The sequence below is a fragment of the Amycolatopsis vancoresmycina genome (assembly GCF_000716785.1).
Classification (GTDB): domain Bacteria; phylum Actinomycetota; class Actinomycetes; order Mycobacteriales; family Pseudonocardiaceae; genus Amycolatopsis; species Amycolatopsis vancoresmycina.
This window is the reverse complement of the sequence record NZ_JNYY01000016.1, coordinates 164,194-184,131: the sequence shown is the minus strand read 5'-3', so window position 1 is coordinate 184,131 and position 19,938 is coordinate 164,194. Positions and strand designations below refer to the sequence as shown.

The following is a 19,938-nucleotide window of genomic DNA, read 5'->3' as shown; positions in this document are numbered from 1 at the left end:
CCGCTCGTCACCCGGCTGGCGCCGGATCGGTGCAGGTAGGCGCACTGCAGCAAACTCAAACCTCCCAATCGAGGTAACATTTTCCGGCAGAAGAGTGAACAAAAATCGACGACGAACTACTCGCTGTCCGGACTTAGCGATGCGATTTTTGGACATTTTCGCCAATGCTCCGTTCGGCGGTACGAGCAACGCGTTCTCTGGGTAGCGTGATGCCAATCCGGCTGGTCTTGGGGGTACTTGACGGCCGGATGACCGACCTGTTGCACGAAGAACGCCGGTTGTCGCACGCGTTCGGCGGTCGCTGGTGCGCAATCGCACCGCGGGGGTGACCGCCGATATCGGAACTGTTTCCGAGTCTCGCCGCGGCGGTCCGGGTGGAAAGGATCACTGTGTCTTGCGCTCGTTCCAGCGGGTTCGCCCGGCGGGTGGCACGCCGGGCCGATTTGTTGAACGAGTGGCAAAAAGAACCGGTTCCCGGCCTCGGGGGGTCGACGGCCGGAACCGGCCCGCTGCTCCATCGCAATTCGTGAATCGCCTGGTCGCAGGCCCGATCCGGATGTGCTCTCCCCGCGCATCGACGGCCCCTGCGCCGCCCTCACCCGTGCTCGAAAGGTTTCCGCAATGCCGCGATACGACGTCTCGGTTCCCGCCGCCGACGACGACAGATCGGTGCCCGTGCGCACCCTGGCCGAGTTGTTCGAAGCGCAGGTCGCCCGCACTCCGGGGGCGACGGCGCTGACCGGCGCCGGCGTCGCGACGAGCTACGCGGCGGTGAACGCACGGGCGAACCGGCTGGCGCGGCTGCTGGTCTCCCGCGGCGCAGGCCCGGAGGGCGTCGTCGCGCTCGTCCTGCCGCGGTCGGCCGACCTCGTCGTGGCGCAGCTGGCGGCGGCCAAGGCCGGCGTGGCCTTCCTGCCCGTCGACCCCGGCCAGCCCGCCGAGCGGATCGCGTTCATGCTGGCCGACGCGCGGCCGGTGCTGGTCGTGGGCCGCGGGCACGCGGAAGCCACCCTCGACCTCGGCGAACTCGACGATCGGGCCGAGCCGGACACCGACCTCACCGACGCCGACCGGACGCGCCCGCTGCACGTCGACCACCCGGCCTACCTCATCTACACGTCCGGCTCGACCGGCGTGCCCAAGGGCGTGCTCGTCACCCACCGCGGCCTGCCCGGCTTCTTCGCCGCCATGCGCGAGCAGTACGACGTGCGGCCCGGCGACCGGGTCCTCGAGTTCTCCTCGCCGAGCTTCGACGCGTCCATCCTGGAGCTCGGCATGGCGCTGCCGCACGGGGCGGCCCTGGTCGTGCCGCCACCCGGCCCGCTGCTGGGCGACCGGCTCGCCGAGGTCCTGGCCGAGCACCGGGTCACCCACGCGCTCATCCCGCCGGTCGCGCTCGCCACGCTGCCGGCCGGGCACGCCTTGCCGGACTTCCGCACGGTGATCGTCGGCGGGGACGCCTGCCCGCCTGAACTGGTCCGGACCTGGGCCCCCGGGCGCCGGATGATCAACTCCTACGGCCCCACCGAGTTCACCGTCGTGGCCACCTGGAGCGACCCGCTGGTCCCCGGGGGCACGCCGCCGATCGGCCGCCCGCTGCCGGAGGCCACCGCCTACGTCCTCGACGACGCGCTGCGCCCCGCCGAAATCGGCGAGCTCTACGTCACCGGCCCGGGCCTGGCCCGCGGCTACCTCGACCGGCCGGGGCTGACGGCGAGCCGGTTCGTGGCCGACCCCTTCGGCGCGCCGGGCGCTCGGATGTACCGGACCGGTGATGTCGTCCGCCGCACTACCACCGGCGAGCTGGAGTTCGTCGGGCGGGCCGATCACCAGGTCAAGATCCGCGGCTTCCGGATCGAACCCGGCGAGATCGAAGCGCTGCTGCTCGCGCAGGACGGTGTCCGCGAGGCGGTCGTCGTCGCCCGCGAGGACCGCGTCAAGCGCCTGGTCGCCTACTTCGCCGGAGACGCCGACCCGGCGCGGCTGCGCGCCGCCGCGGCCGACCGGCTGCCGCCCTACATGGTCCCGGCCGCGATCGTCCCGCTCGAGCGGATGCCGCTGACCCACCACGGCAAGCTCGACCGCGACGCGCTGCCCGAACCCGACTGGCAGGCGCAGGTGCAGGCCGCGCACCTTCCGCCGCGGACCCCGGCCGAGCGGGCCCTCGCCGAGATCTGGGCCGACGTCCTGGGTGTCCCGGACATCGGCGTCGACGCGGACTTCTTCGAGCTCGGCGGCGACTCGATCCTCGGCGCCCGCGCACTCGCCCGGATCCGCGCCCGGTTCGGCGCCGACCTCTCGCCGCGGGTGGTGTTCGACGCCCGCACCATCGCGAAACTCGCCGAGCTGCTGCCCGACGGTGACACCCCGGCCGCCGGCCGGATCGCGTCCGTGCCGCACGACGCCGTGGTGCCGCTGTCGCCGGTCCAGCGCCGCCTCTGGGTGCTCGACCGGCAGAACCCCGGCAGCACCGAGTACAACGCCGGTGTCGGCCTCACCCTCACCGGCCCGCTGGACCGCGACGCGCTGCGTGCCTGCCTCGACGCGCTGGCCGCGCGGCACGAGTCACTGCGGACGACGTTCCGGACCGTCGACGGCGAAGGCGTCCAGGTCGTCGCCGACGAGGGCACCATCCCCCTGCGGGAGGCCGAGGCCGAAGCCGACCTGGACGGGCAGCTCGCGGCCGAGCTGGACCGCCCGTTCGACCTGGGGACCGGGCCGCTCACGCGTGCCCTGCTGCTCCGCCGTGGCCCCGAAGACCACGTGCTCCTGCTGAGCCAGCACCACATCGTCACCGACGGCTGGTCGGTCGGCCTGCTCGTCGACGAGCTCGCCGCGCTGTACGCGGGGGAGAAGCTCGACCCGCTGGAGATCGGCTACCGCGACTACTCCCGCTGGCACCACGAGCGGCTGGCCGGCCCGCTGCGCGACCGGCAGCTGGCGTACTGGCGGGCGCAGCTCGCCGGGCTCGAGCCCCTGGACCTGCCCACCGACCGGCCGCGCCCGCCCGTGCGCGCCACCGAAGGCGCGATCCGCCGGTACGACCTGCCCGCCGGCCTCACCGAGCTGGCCCACGACACCGGGGCGACGTTGTTCACGACGCTGACCGCGCTCGTCCAGGTGCTGCTGGCCCGCTACACCGGGCAGGACGACGTCGCCGTCGGCACCGCGGTGTCCGGCCGCGACCACGACCAGCTCGAACGGCTCGCCGGCTTCTTCGTCAACACCCTCGTCCTGCGGTCCGCGATCGACCGGGGAGAACCGTTCGACACCTTCCTCGGCCGGGTCAGGGAAACGACGCTGGCGGCCTTCGCCGCCGCGGAAGTGCCCTTCGACCAGGTCGTCGACGACCTGCGGCCGGCCCGTGACCCGAGCCGGACCCCGCTGGTGCAGGTCCTGCTGGTGCTGCAGCAGGACCTGGTCCGGCCCCGGGAGGCGGGCGCCCTCCGCTTGGGCGAGCACGATCTGCCCCGCCCCCGGGCCCGGTTCGACCTGGTGCTGGAGTTCCAGCCGCAGGGCCGCGGCTTCGCGATCGAGTACGACACCGCCCTGTTCGACGCCGCCACGATCGACCGGTTCGCCGGGCACCTGCGGACGCTGGCCGCGGCCGTGGTCGCCGAGCCGCACCGGCCGGTGGCCGGGCTGCCGATCATGGGCGACGCCGAGCTGGCCCACCTCGCCGAGCTCTCCCGCGGTCCGGTGCCCGCCGCGCCGGAAGCCACGCTGCCGCAGCTGTTCGAGGCCCAGGCGGCCCGCACGCCGGACGCGGTCGCCGTCGTCTGCGAGGGCCGCTCGCTCACCTACGCCGAGCTCGACGAGCAGGCCAACCGGCTGGCCCGGATCCTGGCCGGACGGGGTGCCGGGCCCGAGCGGTTCGTCGCCGTTTCGCTGCCGCGCACCGAGCGGATCCTGGTGGCGCTGCTCGGCGTGCTCAAGTCCGGCGCCGCCTACCTCCCGGTCGACCCGGCCTACCCGGCCGACCGCCAGGAACTGATCCTCGAGGACGCCGCCCCGGCCCTGCTGCTCACGCCGGACGGCCGCGGTCCCGGCGCCGTGCCCACCTTGGCGTTCGACGACCCCGGCCTGCTCGACGGCTGCTCCGGCGAGCCGCTCGGCCGCGCCACGAACCCGGACCACCCGGCCTACGTGATCCACACGTCCGGCTCGACCGGCCGCCCCAAGGGGGTCGTGGTCGCCCACCGCAGCGCCGCGAACCTGATGGCGTGGGCGGGCAACGACTTCCGGGACGTCTTCCGGCCGGGGTCCACAGTGGTCGCTTCGACGTCGCTGAACTTCGACGTCTCGGTGTTCGAGATCTTCGCGCCGCTGATGACCGGCGCCACCGTCGAGGTGGTCCGGGACGTGCTGGCCCTCGGCGAGGGCGAGGACACCGGCCGGCCGGTCGGCCTGGTCAGCGGCGTGCCGTCGGCGTTCGCGCAGCTGCTGGCCCAGGGCGCGGTGTCGGTCCGGCCGTCCACTGTGGTCCTGGCCGGCGAAGCGCTGACGCTGCACGCGCTGCACGACATCCGGAAGGCGTTGCCCGGCAGCCGGATCGCCAACATCTACGGGCCCACCGAGTCCACTGTGTACGCCACCGCGTGGTACCACGACACCGACCGCACCCCGCCGATCGGCCGCCCGATCGCCGGCCTCCGCGCCTGCGTCCTCGACGCCGGGATGCGGCCGGTGCCGGTCGGCGTCCCCGGCGAGCTGCACCTCGGCGGCGCCGGGGTGGCCCGCGGCTACCTCGGCCGGCCGGGCCTGACCGCCGGCCGGTTCGTCGCCGACCCCTTCGGCGAGCCGGGCGCCCGGATGTACCGCACCGGCGACGTCGTGCGCTGGACCGCGCGCGGTGAGCTGGAGTACCTGGGCCGCGCCGACCACCAGGTCAAGATCCGCGGGTTCCGGATCGAGCCCGGCGAGGTGGAGACCGCGCTGCGGCAGCACCCGGACGTCACCGAGGCCGTGGTCGTCGCCCGCACCGACGGCGGGCACCAGCGGCTGGTCGCCTACGTCGTGCCCGAGGCACCCGCCGACCTGCGGGAGTTCCTCGGTGCCTCGCTGCCCGCGCACCTCGTGCCGTCGGCGTTCGTGCCGCTCGGCCGCCTGCCGCTGAACCCCAGCGGCAAGCTCGACCGGCGTGCCCTGCCCGCCCCGGACTTCACCGGCGGCACCACCCGCGTCGCCCCGCGGACCGAGACCGAGCGGCTGCTCGCGGCCATCTGGGCCGACGCACTCGGCCTGCCCGAGGTCGGCGTCGAGGACAACTTCTTCGAGCTCGGCGGCGACTCGATCCTGAGCATCCGGCTCGTGTCCGAAGCGGCGAAGGCCGGCCTGCGGATCACCACCAAGGACGTCTTCCGGCACCAGACGATCGCCGCGCTCGCCGCGGCGGCCGGGGTCGCCGCGCCCGCGGCCGAGCGGCCCGCGGCGACCGGCGAGGTTGTCGTCACGCCGATCCAGCACTGGTTCCTCGACACCGGCCCGGCCGACCCGGACCACTTCGTCCAGCAGCTGAGCGTCCGGCTCGCCGAAGACGTCGACGAAGACCGGCTGCGCGCGGCGGTCAACACCGTCGTCGCCCACCACGACGCCCTGCGGCTGCGCTTCCGGAAGACGGCCGGCGGGTGGACGCAGCACCACGCCGAGCCGGCCGAGGCCGACGTCTTCGGCGCGGAGATCGACATCGAACGCGGCCCGCTGGTCAGCGCGGAGCTCACCGGCACGACCCTGCGCCTGGCCGTGCACCACCTGGTGGTGGACGGCGTCTCGTGGCGGATCCTGCTGGAGGACCTCGACCACGCCTACCACGGGCGCGCCCTCGGTGCCCGCACGACGGCCTTCCAGGAGTGGGCGAACCGGCTCGCCGGGCACGACTTCGGCGGCGACCTCCCGTACTGGCAGGCGGTCGACGGCGCCCAGATCCCCCTCGACACCGACGGCGACGGCACGGTGGCGAGCACCCGCACGGTCACCACCCGGCTCGACGCCGAGCTGACCCGGGCGCTGCTGCAGGACGTCCCCGGCGTCTACCGGACGCAGGTCAACGACGTCCTCCTGGCCGCGCTGGGCGGAGCCCTGCGCCGCTGGACCGGCGCCGAGCGCGTGCTGGTCGACCTCGAAGGCCACGGCCGCGAGGACCTGTTCGACGACGTCGACCTGTCCCGCACGGTCGGCTGGTTCACCTCCCTGTTCCCGGTCGCGCTCGACGTCCCCGGGAGCGACGTCGCCACCCTCCTCAAGTCCGTCAAGGAACAGCTGCGCGCGGTCCCCGCCCGCGGCCTGTCCTACGGCGTGCTGCACCACCTCACCGGTTCCGCTCCCGCGGTGAGGCCCCGGCTCAGCTTCAACTACCTCGGCCGGTTCGAGGCCGGGGGCGAGCTGTACCGGGGCCTCGAACGGGACCTGGAACTCCGGCAGCACCCCGCCGACGTCCGTGCGCACGCCGTCGACGTCGTCGCCCGGGTCACCGGGGGCCGCCTGGAGATCACCTGGTTCTACTCGGACCAGCTGCACGAGGAAGCCACCATCCGCACGGCCGCCGACGACCTCGCCCGGGGACTGGCCGGGATCGTCGCGCACTGCGCGAAACCGGGCGCCGGCGGCCGCACGCCGTCGGACTTCCCCCTCGCGCACCTGGACCAGGCCGGGGTGGACCGGCTGGCCGGCGACGGCCGCGACGTCGAGGACATCTACCCGCTCACCCCGGCCCAGGCCGGCATGCTCTTCCACCGGCTCACCGGCGGCGGCCGGCACGCCTACCTCCAGCAGGTGACGTTCGTACAGAGCGACGTCCCGGACCCGGCGGCGCTGGGCCGCGCCTGGCAGCGGGTGGCGGACCGGACGCCAGTCCTGCGCAGCCAGGTGGTCTGGGACGGCGTCGACGAGCCCGTGCAGGTGGTGCACCGGCAGGTCACCCTGCCGATCGAGTACCGCGACTGGACCACCGCGCCCGAGGACCCGGAGACCGTGCTGGCCGCCGACCGCGCCGCCGGCCTCGACCTCGGTTCCGTGCCGCTGATGCGGCTGCTGCTGGCCAGGGTCTCGCCGACCGAGGTCCGCGTGGTCTGGACGTTCCACCACCTGCTGCTCGACGGCTGGAGCCTGTTCCAGGTGCTCTCGGACGTCTCGGCCGCGCACGCCGGGCGCCCGCTGCCGGCGCGGCGCCCGTTCGCCGACCACGTCCGGTGGCTGGCCGGGCAGGACCAGCCGGCCGCGGAACGGTTCTGGCGCGCGCAGCTGGCGGGCCGGCCCGAGCCTGTCCGGCTGCGCACCGACCGCACCCCCGACGGCCACGCCGTCGAGTCGACGGCGTCGCTGCGGGTCGAGCTGCCCGCGGCGCCGCTGCGGACCGCCGCCCAGCGGCAGGGCCTGACCCTCAACACGCTCGTCCAGGGTGCCTGGGCGGTGCTGCTGGCCCGCCACGGCGGCCGGCCGGAGGTCTGCTTCGGCACCACGGTGTCCGGGCGGCCCGCCGAACTGCCCGGCGCCGACGAGATCACCGGCATGTTCATCACCACGCTGCCGGTCGTCGCCGACGTCGGCGAGCAGGCCCGCGTCGCCGACTGGCTGCGCGACCTCCAGGCCGCGCAGGCCGAGGCCCGCCGGTTCGACCACCTGTCACTGGCGCGGCTGCAGAGCTGGGGCGGGGAGTTCGACACGCTGCTGGTCTTCGAGAACTACCCGGTGACCGCGGAGCTGGGCCTGCGCGAACTGCGGGGCGTCGAAACGACCAACTACCCGCTCAGCGTCGTCGCCTACCCCGGCGAGGACCGCCTGGAGCTGCTGTTCGGCTACGACCCCGCGCTCTTCGACGCCGAGACGGTCGCCGGGTTCGCCGGGCACCTGGAAATCCTCCTGGCCGAACTCGCGGCCCGGCCGGACGAGCCGATCTCGCGGCTGCGCATGCTCACCGAGGCCGAGCGGCACGACCTGGCGCGGTGGAACGACACCGCGCAGCACCACCCGGCCGCGACCGTGCCGGAGCTGTTCGCCGAGCAGGTCCGCCGCACGCCCGGCGCGGTCGCCGTCACCGGCGGGGAAACCCTGACCTACGCGGAACTGGACGCCCGGGCGAACCGGCTGGCCCACCGCCTGCTCGGCGCCGGAGCGGGGCGGGACGGCCTGGTGGCGCTGCTGCTCGGCCGGTCGGCCGACGTCGTCGTCGCCGAACTGGCGGTGCTCAAGGCCGGCGGCGCCTACCTGCCGCTGGACGCCCGAGCGCCCCGCGAGCGGCTGACGACGCTGCTCGACGGCGTGCGCGTGCTGATCACCGACGACGCCGGCCGCGCGCTCGCGCAGGACGTCCACAGTGGACACATTCTGCGGGTCGGCGAACTCGGGGACGGCCCGGCCGAAGCCCCCGATGTCGTGGTGCGGCCCACGAACCTGGCGTACGTCATGTACACCTCGGGCTCGACCGGGACGCCGAAGGGCGTGGCCGTCAGCCACCGGGACATCACCGGCCTGGCGCGCGACCGCAGCTTCGCCGGCCCCGCGCACCGGACGGTGCTCATGCACTCCCCGCTGGCGTTCGACGCCTCGACGTACGAGGTCTGGGTACCGCTGCTCAACGGCGGCCGCGTGGTCGTCGCGCCGCCGGGCGACATCGACGCGGACGCCCTGCGCCGGCTGATCGGCGCGCACGGCGTGACCGCGCTCTGGCTGACCGCCGGCCTGTTCCGCCTGCTGGCCCAGGAAGACCCGGCCTGCCTGGCCGGGGCGGCCGAGGTGTGGACGGGCGGGGACGTCGTGCCCGCCGAAGCGATCCGCCAGGTGCGGGCCGCGTGCCGGGGCCTGACCGTCGTCGACGGCTACGGCCCGACCGAGACGACGACCTTCGCCAGCCGGTTCGCGGTGGCACCCGGGGACGTGGTGCCGGACGTGGTGCCGATCGGCGGCCCCCTGGACGACATGGCCGCCCACGTCCTCGACCACGGGCTGCGGCCGGTGCCGCCGGGCGCGGTCGGCGAGCTGTACCTGGCCGGTACCGGGCTCGCCCGCGGCTACCTCGGGCAGCCGGGGCTGACCGCCGAACGGTTCGTGGCGAACCCGTTCGACGCGCCCGGGGAGCGGATGTACCGCACCGGTGACCTCGTCCGCTGGACCCGCGCCGGGGTCCTGGAGTTCGTCGGCCGCGCCGACGACCAGGTCAAGATCCGCGGCTTCCGCGTCGAACTCGGCGAAATCGAAACCGCGCTGACCGCCCACCCGGACGTCACCGAGGCCGTCGTCGTCGCGGCGGAAACCGCCGGCACCAAACGGCTCGTCGCCTACGTCGTCGCGGCCGGGACACCGGACCTGCGCGAGTTCCTGCTGTGGTCGCTGCCGGACTACCTCGTGCCGGCCGTGTTCGTGCCGCTCGACGCCCTGCCGCTCAGCGAAAACGGGAAGGTCGACCGCCGGGCGCTGCCCGCACCGGACTTCGCCGCCTCGCCGGGCTACCGCGAACCCGCCACCGACGCCGAGCGGCTGCTCGCCGGGATCTGGGCCGAGGTGCTGCGGGTGGCCCGGGTCGGCGCCGACGACAACTTCTTCGAGCTCGGCGGCGACTCGATCCTGTCCATCCAGGTGGTGTCGCGCGCCCGCCGCGCCGGGCTCGACCTGATGCCCGGCCAGGTGTTCGACCACCCGACCGTCGCCGCGCTCGCCCTCGCCGCCACCCCGGCCGCGCCCGTCGCGGCGCACGACGGGCCGATGACCGGCGAGGTCCCGCTGACACCGGTGCAGCACTGGTACCTCGACCCGCGGCCGGTGCACCCGGAGCAGTTCGTCCAGTCCGTTTCGGTGGAACTGCCCGAGCCGCCCGACCCGGCCGTGCTGCGCCGCGCGCTGCAGGACCTCCAACGGCACCACGACGCCCTGCGCCTGCGGTTCACCCCCGGCGGCCAGCACTACACCGACGACGTCGCCGATGTCCTCGACGCCACCATCGACCTCGAAAAGGGGCCGCTGCTGCGCGCCGGGCTGGCCGGGACGACGCTGACGCTCACCGCGCACCACCTGGTCGTCGACGGCGTGTCCTGGCGGATCCTCCTGGAGGACCTGGAAACCCTGCTGGCCGGCGGCGAGCTCCCGCCCCGGACGACGTCCTTCGGCGACTGGGCCCGCACCCTGGCCGGCCACGCGGACGGCGGCGGGTTCGACGACGAACTCGCCCACTGGGCGGCGATCGGCGCCGACCCGGTGCTGCCGGTCGACGGAACGGGCGAGAACACCTACGGCTCGGCGGAATCCGTGGTCGTGCGGCTGCCCGCCGAAGCGACCCGTGCGGTGCTGCACGACGTGCCGGCGGCGTACCGGACGCAGGTCAACGACGTCCTGCTGGCCGCGCTCGGCCGGGTCCTGCGGGACTGGACCGGCCGCGACCGCGTGCTGGCCGACGTCGAAGGCCACGGCCGGGAAGACCTGTTCCCCGGCCTCGACCTCTCCCGCACGGTCGGCTGGTTCACGTCGATCTTCCCGGTCGAGCTGACCGCGACCGGCGGCGACTGGGGTGACGCGCTCAAGGCGACGAAGGAACAGCTCCGCGCGGTTCCCCGCCGGGGCATCGGCTACGGCGCCCTGCGCTACCTCACCGGCACTGTCCCGGAGATCGACCCGCGGATCAGCTTCAACTACCTGGGCCGGTTCGACCACGGCGGCGGCCTCGGCGGCGCGGCCCACCCCGGGCAGACCCGGCCGCACCAGCTGGACGTCATCGGCGCGGTCGTCGGCGACGAGCTGGAGCTGACCTGGCACTACGCGCCGGGCGTGCACACCGAAGCCACCGTGCGCCGGCTGGCCGGCGCCCTGCTCGAGGCGCTCACCGGGATCGTCGAGCACTGCGCCCGGCCGGACGCCGGCGGCCGCACGCCGTCGGACTTCCCGCTCGCCCGGCTCGACCAGGCCGGAGTGGACCGGCTGGCCGGCGACGGCCGCGGGGTCGAGGACATCTACCCGCTCACGCCGATGCAGGCGGGCATGGTCTTCCACAGCCTCGTCGACGGCGCCGCCGGGACCTACCTCAACCAGGTGCGGCTGCGGCTGACCGGCATCGACGACCCCGCCCGCCTCGCCCGCGCGTGGCAGCGGGTGGTCGCGGACACGCCGGTGCTGCGCAGCCGCGTCGTCTGGGACGGCCTCGACGAACCGCTGCAGGTCGTCGACCGCACCGCCGGTGTCCCCGTCGTCCACCTCGACTGGACCGCGCTCGGCGGCGACGAGCGCGAACGCGAGCAGGAGCGGTTCCTCGACGCGGACCGCGCCCAGGGGTTCGACCTGGCGGCCGCGCCGCTGATGCGGCTGGCGTTCGCCCGCCTGCCCGGCGGGGACGTGCTGGTCGTGTGGACGTTCCACCACGTGCTGCTCGACGGCTGGAGCGCCGCGCAGGTGTTCGGCGAGGTCTGCGCCCGGTACGCGGGCTCCAGCGCGCCGGGGCACCGCCCGCCGTTCCGCGAGTACCTGCGCTGGCTCGGCGACCAGGACACCACGGCCGCCGAAACCCATTGGCGCGAGCAGCTTTCCGGGCTGCGGACGCCGACGCCGCTGCCCTACGACCGCCGTCCGGTGGAGGCGCACCGCGCCCGGTCCGCCGCTTCGGTGCACGTGTCGGTGCCCGCCGACGGGCTGCGCGAGCTGGCGCGGCGCGCCGGTCTCACGCTCAACACGATCGTGCAGGGCGCCTGGGGGCTCGTGCTTTCCCGGCACAGCGGCGAATCCGACGTCGTCTTCGGCACCACGGTGTCCGGGCGGCCGGCCGACCTGCCCGGCGTCGAGTCGATGGTCGGGCTGTTCATCAACACCCTGCCCGCCCCGGTGTCCGTCCACGATGGACTGACTGTTTCGGACTGGCTGCGGGAGCTGCAGGCCGCGCAGGCCCGGTCCCGCCGGTTCGACTTCGTGTCGCTGGCCCAGCTGCAGGGCTGGGCGGGCGGCAGCACGCTGTTCGACAGCATCCTGGTGTTCGAGAACTACCCGTTCGACGCCGACGCCCTGGCCGGGCACGGGATCGGCCTGCACGAAGAAGGCGACCTGCAGCCGACCAACTACCCGCTCAGCGTGGTCGTCACGCCGGGCGAGCGGCTGTCGGTGGCGTTCGACCACGACCCGGACCTGTTCGACCGGGCCACGATCGACCGGCTCGCCGCCCACCTGGCGCTGGCCTTGGCGCGCATCGCCGCCGATCCCGGCGGCCGGGTCGGCGAACTCGACCTGCTCACCGGCGCCGACCGCGAGCTCGTCCTGCGGACGTTCAACGACACGGCCCACCCGGTGCCCGAAGCCACCGTCGTGAGCCGGTTCGCCGACCAGGTCCGCCGGACCCCGGACGCGACGGCGGTCGGCGACCTGACCTACGCGGAGCTCGACACCCGCGCCGACCGGCTCGCGTCGCGGTTGGTCGAACTGGGGGTCGGGGCGGAGGACCGGGTCGGGCTGCTGCTGGAACGCTCGCCCGAGCTCGTCGTCGCCGAGCTGGCCGTGCTCAAGGCCGGTGCCGCCTACGTCCCGGTCGACCTCCGCGCCCCGGCGAGCCGGATGCGCCTGGTCCTGGCCGAAGCGGACGTGTCCGTGGTCATCGCCCAGGAGTCCTATCAGGACGTCCACAGTGGACCGGTGGTCCGGGTGGACGAGACCGGTTCGGCGGGGGTGCCGGAGGTCCCCGTGCGGCCCGGGAACCTGGCCTACGTGATGTACACGTCCGGGTCGACGGGCAAGCCGAAGGGGGTCGCGGTGACCCACCGCGACATCGTGGGCCTGGCCTCGGACCGCTCGTTCGCCGGTGAAGCGCACCGGACCGTGCTGCTGCACTCGCCGCAGGCGTTCGACGCCTCCACCTACGAGGTGTGGGTGCCGCTGCTGACCGGCGGCCGGGTGGTCGTCGCCCCGCCCGGCGACGTGGACGCCGAGGTGCTGCGGGACGTCGTCACCCGGCACGGGGTCACGGCGCTGTGGCTGACCGCCGGGCTGTTCCGGCTGCTGGCGCAGGAGGATCCCGCGTGCCTGCGTGGCGTGGGCGAGGTGTGGACCGGCGGCGACGTCGTGCCGGCCGCCGCCGTCCGCCAGGTGCGGGCCGCCTGCCCCGGGCTGACCGTCGTCGATGGCTACGGCCCCACCGAGACGACCACGTTCGCCAGCCGGTACTTCCTGGCGCCCGAAGCCGCCGTGCCGGACGCGATGCCGATCGGCCGGCCCCTGGACAACATGGCCGCCTACGTCCTGGACGAGGGGCTGCGGCCGGTCCCGCCGGGCGTGACGGGCGAGCTGTTCATCGCCGGTACCGGCGTGACCCGCGGCTACCTCGGCCGCCCGGGGCTGACCGCGGAACGGTTCGTGGCCAACCCGTTCGGCGCGCCGGGGGAGCGGGTGTACCGCACCGGCGACGTCGTCCGCTGGACCGGCGACGGCGTGCTGGAGTTCGTCGGCCGCGCCGACGACCAGGTGAAGATCCGCGGCTTCCGGATCGAGCTGGGCGAGATCGAGACCGCACTGGCCGCCCACCCGGACGTCACCGAAGCCGTGGTCGTCGCCCGGGACCGGCGGCTGGTTGCCTACGTCGTCACGGCGGGGAAGCCGGACCTGCGCGCGTGGCTGCAGCAGGACCTGCCCGACTACATGGTGCCGTCGTCCTTCGTGACGCTCGACGCGCTTCCGTTGAGCGCCAACGGGAAGGTCGACCGCAAGGCGCTCCCGGAGCCCGCCGCGGAACCGATGGCCGGGTACGTGCCGCCGCGCACGGACACCGAACGCGCGCTCGCCGAGGTCTGGGCCGATGTGCTCGGCGTGCCGGGTGTCGGCGTCGAGGACAACTTCTTCGAGCTGGGCGGCGACTCGATCCTCAGCATCCAGGTCGTCTCCCGGGCCCGGCGCCACGGCCTCGCGCTCACCCCGCGGGACCTGTTCGCCCACCAGACCGTCGCCGCGCTGGCCGTCGCGGCGGGCTCGGCCGCGGTGACCGTGGCCGAGCAGGGCCCGGTCACCGGTCCCGCCGCCCTGACGCCGATCCAGCACTGGTTCTTCGCCGGGGACTTCGGCGACCCGGACGGGTTCACGCAGTCGGTCCGGATCGAGCGCGCGGAGCCGTTCGACGTCGAGTCCCTGCGCGCGGCCCTGGCCACCCTGACCGAGCACCACGACGCCCTGCGGATGCGGTTCACCGGCGGCGGCCAGGAAAACGCCGCCGCCGAACCGGCCGAGCTCTTCGGCGCGGACATCGACATCGCGAGCGGGCCGCTGCTGACCGCCGAACTCCTGGAACCCACGGTGCTGCAGCTGACGGTCCACCACCTCGTCGTCGACGGCGTTTCGTGGCGGATCCTGCTGGAGGACCTGGAAACCGCCTACCGCGGCGGCCCGCTGCCGCCGAAGACGACGGCGTTCCGCGACTGGGCCAACCGCCTCGCCGCGCACGCCGGCGCGGGCGGGTTCGACGGCGAACTGCCGTACTGGCGCGAAGCCCTCGCGGTCGACGCGACCCTGCCGGTCGACGGCGGCGCCACCGGCACCGGCGCCGCCACCGTCACCACGCGGCTCGATCCCGAGCTGACCCGGGCGCTGCTGCAGGACGTGCCCGGCGGCTACCGGACGCAGGCCAACGACGTGCTCCTGGCCGCGCTGGGCCGGGTGCTGGCCCGCTGGACCGGCCGCGACGGCGTCCTGGTCGACCTGGAGGGCCACGGCCGCGAGGACCTGTTCGACGACGTCGACCTGTCCCGCACGGTCGGCTGGTTCACCTCGCTGTACCCGGTCGCGCTGCGCATCGGCGGCGACTGGGGCGCCCTGCTCAAGTCGGTGAAGGAACAGCTGCGCGCGGTGCCCCGCCGCGGCGTCGGCTACGGCGCGCTGCGGTACCTGGCCGGGACCGCACCCGCGCTCGCGCCGCAGATCAGCTTCAACTACCTGGGCCGGCTCGACGGCGCGGCCGGCAGCCTGGACTCGGCGGTCGGCGAGGGCGCGGGCCGGGCGCACCTGCTCGACGTCGTCGGCCGGGTGGACCGGGACTCCCTGGAACTCACCTGGTCCTACTACCGCGACACGCACACCGCCGCCACGGTCGAAAAGCTGGCCGCGGACCTGGTGGCCGCCCTGGGCGAAGCCGTCGCCCACTGCGCGGCGCCGGGCGCGGGCGGCCGCACCCCGAGCGACTTCCCGCTGGCCGGGCTGGACCAGCGGCAGGTCGACCGGATCGCCGGCGACGGCCGCGGGGTCACCGAGGTCCACCCGCTGACCCCGATGCAGGCCGGGATGGTCTTCCACGGCCTGTCCCAGGAAGCCCAGGGCGTCTACTTCGAACAGGTCACCGCCGTCCTGGACGGCGTCGCCGAGCCGCGGCTGCTGGCCGAAGCCTGGCAGCACGTCGTGGACCGGACGCCGGTGCTGCGCGGCAGCGTCGTCTGGGAGGACGTCCCCGAGCCGCTGCTCGTGGTCCACCGCGAGGCACGGGTGCCGGTCACCGAGCTCGACTGGCGGCACCGCGACCGCGAGGAGGCCCTGCGCGAGCTGCTCGCCCGCGATCACGACGTGCCGTTCGACCTGACGGCCGCGCCGCTGCTGCGGGTCACCCTGGCCCGGCTGCCCGGCGACGCCGTCCAGCTGCTCTGGACCTTCCACCACGTCCTGCTGGACGGCTGGAGCGTCTTCCAGGTGCTCGCCGACGTCTGCACCGCCTACGCGGCCCTGCGCGACGGCACCGCACCCGCGCTGCCGCACCGCCGCCCGTTCGCCGACTACGTGACGTGGCTGAGCAACCAGAGTGCCGAAGGCGCCGAGGAGTACTGGCGCCGCGAGCTCGGCGACGTCACCGAGCCGACGCCGCTGCCCTACGACCGGATTCCCGTGGGGGCGCACGAATCGAGCTCGTCGACGTGGGTCAGCCGCGACCTCGGCGAGGCGGCGACCGGCCGGCTGGCGGCGTTCGCCCGGCGCGAGCGGCTCACCCTGAACGCCGTCGTGCAGGGTGCCTGGGCGCTGCTGCTGGCCCGGCACAGCGGCGAGGCCGACGTCTGCTTCGGCGCCACCGTGTCCGGCCGCCCGGCCGGGCTGGCCGGTGTCGACGACATCACCGGCATCTTCATCAACACCCTGCCGGTGCGGGTCACCGCCGACCCGGCGGCCCCGGTCGCCGGCTGGCTGCGGGACCTGCAGGCCGCGCAAGCGGAATCACGCCGGTTCGAGCACGTCCCGCTGACCGCGGTGCAGGCGTGGAGTGGGGTCGGCGGCGGCCGGAACCTGTTCGACAGCCTCGTCGTGTTCGAGAACTACCCGGTCACCGCCGATGACGCTGCCGCCGGCGGCGTGCGGCTGCGCGACCTGCAGGCGATGGAGACGACCAACTACCCGCTCAGCGTCGTGGCCGCCCCCGGCCCGCGGCTGTCGCTCGGCCTGGGCTACGACCCGGCGCTGTTCGACGAGCCGACGATCGAGCGGCTGGCCGGACAGCTCGAACACCTCCTCGACGCGATCGCCGCCGGCCCGGCCCGGCCGCTGCGGGCCTTCGACGTCCTCACCGCCGCCGAACGCGACCAGGTCCTGGACGCGTTCAACGACACCGCCCACGAGGTCCCGCCGGTCACCCTCACCGAGCTGATCGAGGCCCAGGCGGCCCGCACGCCCAACGCCGTCGCCGTGATCTCGCGCGAGGAGCAGCTCACCTTCGCCGAACTCGACGCCCGCGCCGACCGGCTGGCCCGGCTGCTGGCCGCGCGCGGGGCCGGACCCGAGCGGATCGTCGCGCTCGCCCTGCCGCGCTCGGTGGAGATCGTCGTCGCGCAGCTGGCCGTGCTGAAAACCGGCGCCGCCTACTTGCCGGTCGACCCGGACTACCCGGCCGAGCGGATCGCGTTCATGCTCGCCGACGCGCACCCCGTCGTCGTGGTGACCCAGCCGGGGACGCCGCTGCCGGTGGCCGACCCGCTGGTCCTCGACGGCTCCGAGGCGCACGGCCCGGCGGACCCGCTCGGGCGGACGGTGGCCCTGACCGCGCCCGCGTACGTCATCTACACCTCGGGCTCCACCGGCACGCCCAAGGGCGTCGTCGTCACCCACGCCGGCCTGGCGAGCTTCTCGGGCGCCGAGATCGCGCACTTCGACGTCCGGCCGGGCGACCGCGTGCTGCAGTTCTCCTCGCCGAGCTTCGACGCGTCGGTGCTGGAGCTGTGCATGGCGCTCCCGGCGGGGGCCGCGCTGGTCGTGCCGCCGCCCGGGCCGCTGCTCGGCGACCACCTGGCCGCCGTGCTGCGCGACGAACGCGTCACCCACGCGCTGATCCCGCCGGTGGCCATGGCGAGCGTGCCCGACGTCGAGCTGCCCGCGTTCCGCACCCTGGTGGTCGGCGGCGAAGCGTGCCCGGCCGACCTGGTGGCCCGCTGGGCGCCGGGCCGCCGGATGATCAACGCCTACGGGCCCACCGAAACGACGGTGGTGGCGACCTGGAGCGACCCCCTCGAACCCGGGACCACCCCGCCGATCGGCCGCCCGATCCGCAACACCCGCGTCCGCGTCCTCGACACCGCGCTCCGGCCGGTGCCGATCGGGGTCGCGGGGGAGCTGTACGTCTCCGGCGCCGGCCTCGCCCGCGGCTACCTCGACCGGCCGGGGCTGACCGCCACCCGGTTCCTCGCCGACCCGTTCGGGGCGCCGGGGGCGCGGATGTACCGCACCGGCGACCTGGTGCGGTGGCGCGCCGACGGGACAGTGGAGTTCCTCGGCCGCGCCGACGACCAGGTCAAGATCCGCGGGTTCCGGATCGAGCCCGGCGAGATCGTGGCGGTGCTGCGCAAGCACCCGGACGTCCGCGACGCCGCTGTCGTCGCGGCCGACCAGCGGCTGATCGCCTACGTGGTGGCCGATCCGGGCACCGCGTCCGGCCTGCGGGAGCACGTCGCCGCGACCCTGCCGGCCCACTTCGTGCCCGCCGCGTTCGTCCGCCTCGACGCGCTTCCGTTGACCGCCAACGGGAAACTCGACCGGCGGGCGCTGCCGGCCCCGGAAGCGCCGGAGGAGAGCGCGGGGTACGCCGCGCCGGAAACCGAGACCGAAGAGGTCCTCGCCGCGATCTGGGCCGAGGCGCTCGGCCTCGACCGCGTCGGCGTCGAAGACAACTTCTACGCCCTCGGCGGCGATTCGCTGCGCAGCCTGCGGATCACCTCGATGACGAAGTCCGCCTTCGACGTCGAGCTGACCCCGAAGGACGTGCTCACCGCCGGCACCGTGCTGGCGCTGGCCGAGCTCGTCGAAGAGCGGGTGCTGGCCGACCTCGAGCGGCTCGCCGCCGGCCACGAGAACTGACCGAAAAACCCTTACAGGAAAGGTGAAACCGATGCAGGACGACGCCGAGTTCCAGGTACTGGTCAACGACGAGGGCCAGTACTCGCTGTGGCCGGTGGCGAACGAGGTACCCGCGGGCTGGCGCGCCGACGGCTTCCGCGGCGGCCGCCAGGAGTGCATGGACCACGTCGACGAGGTGTGGACCGACATGCGGCCGCTGAGCCTGCAGCGGCAGATGGCCGCCGACGCCTGAGCCCACCACGCCCGTCGTGAGTGGTAAGGCGGGTTCTAACCCGCCTTACCACTCACGACCCGGGTTCCCCTTGTCCTGACGCGGAAGGTCCCCACCCCATGCCCACTCCCACAACGCTCACCCAGTCCACCCTGCGGGTCCCCGGACCCGCGGCCGGCGGGCGGCTGCAGCGGCTGCTCGCCGGCCTGGCCCACAAGCACGGCGTACCGGCCGCCCAGCTGGTCGTCACCGACGGCGGCCGGACGGACTCCGTCACCGCCGGTGCGGTCACCGCCGAGGCGAAGTTCCCGGTGGGGTCCATCACCAAGGCGTTCACCGCGGCGCTGGCGATGCTGCTCGTGGCCGACGGCGACCTCGACCCGGACGACCCGCTCGGCGAGCACCTGGACGGGCTCGGCCCGCAGGTCGGCAGACCGGCCGTCGGGCAGGTGCTCAGCCACACCGGCGGGCTGCCGGCCGCGCTCGGCGCCGCCGCCGACGGCGGTTCGGCCCGCCGCTACCTGCGGGCGTGCCGCGACGCCGGGCTCGTCCAGCCGCCCGGGGTGGGCTTCTCCTACTCCAACGTCGGCTACGTGCTGACCGGGTACGTGGTCGAGGCCATCACCGGGATGAGCTGGTGGGAGGCGGTGGAGACGCTGCTGCTCGACGAGCTCGGGATCGACGCCGCGTTCGTCGTCGAGCCGGGTGCGCGGCGCCGGGCCGGCGCGCACGTCAGCGGGCACGCCGTGCACGCGGCGACCGGCCGGGCCCGGCCGGTCGCGCAAACCCTGACCGCCGCCGAGGCCGCGGCCGGGGCGCTCGCGCTGAGCGCCGAGGACCTGGCGGCGTTCGGCGGCATGTTCGGCGGCGGCGACGGCCCGCTGCCGGCCGACCTGGCCGAGCTGATGCGCCGGCCGGTGCCGGGGGCGGAACCGTTCGGCCTGGCCGACAGCTGGGGGCTCGGGCTGGCCGGCTACCGCGGCGCGGACGCGGACTGGACCGGCCACGACGGCACCGCCGACGGCACGTCCTGCCACCTGCGGGTCGACGCCGCGCACGGCCGGGTCGTCGCGCTGACCACCAACGGGAACACGGGCGCGGCACTGTGGACGGACCTGGTCGCGGCGCTGCGGGCCGAGGGCCTGCCGGTGGGCGACTACGAGCTGCCCCGCGACCTCGACCGGGCCGCCCGCCCGGCCGCCGACCTGACGGGGCACTACACCAACGGCGACCTCGAGTACCAGGTGGACGTCCGCGCGGACGGCGACGCGGTGCTGGTCGTCGACGGCGAGGTCTACCCGGAGCTGGCCCTGCTGCGCGACGGGTCGTTCTCGGTCCGCGAACCGGGCACGGGCCGCCGCATCATCGGCGGCCGCTTCCTGACCGACCCGGCCACCGGAACCGTCAGCGCGATGCAGGCCGGCGGCCGCGTCGCCCGGCGCCGCCGCCGCGCCTCCTGAGCA

Annotated in this window: 3 protein-coding genes; all 3 read left to right on the top strand. The window is 74.7% G+C overall.

Annotation, left to right across the window (positions count from 1 at the left end; genetic code table 11):
• The first annotated feature begins 621 nt into the window (after positions 1 to 621).
• The 3 genes from OO60_RS32590 (at position 622) to OO60_RS32580 (ending at position 19,935) form a co-directional block, all read left to right on the top strand.
• Positions 622 to 18,264, top strand: coding sequence for a non-ribosomal peptide synthetase (locus OO60_RS32590; RefSeq protein WP_033262781.1), 17,643 nt, complete (start codon positions 622 to 624; stop codon positions 18,262 to 18,264).
• Between the two features lie 31 nt (positions 18,265 to 18,295).
• Positions 18,296 to 18,496, top strand: a complete 201-nt coding sequence (locus OO60_RS32585) for an MbtH family protein (protein WP_033262780.1) — start codon at positions 18,296 to 18,298, stop codon at positions 18,494 to 18,496.
• Between the two features lie 98 nt (positions 18,497 to 18,594).
• Complete coding sequence (locus OO60_RS32580) at positions 18,595 to 19,935, top strand: serine hydrolase domain-containing protein (protein ID WP_051767832.1); 1,341 nt, start codon at positions 18,595 to 18,597, stop codon at positions 19,933 to 19,935.
• The last annotated feature ends 3 nt before the right edge of the window (positions 19,936 to 19,938 follow it).

Coding starts and splice junctions, on each gene's coding strand:
- OO60_RS32590 (WP_033262781.1), top strand. CDS start 622: ATGCCGCGATACGACGTCTCGGTTCCCGCCGCCGACGACGACAGATCG.
- OO60_RS32585 (WP_033262780.1), top strand. CDS start 18,296: ATGCAGGACGACGCCGAGTTCCAGGTACTGGTCAACGACGAGGGCCAG.
- OO60_RS32580 (WP_051767832.1), top strand. CDS start 18,595: ATGCCCACTCCCACAACGCTCACCCAGTCCACCCTGCGGGTCCCCGGA.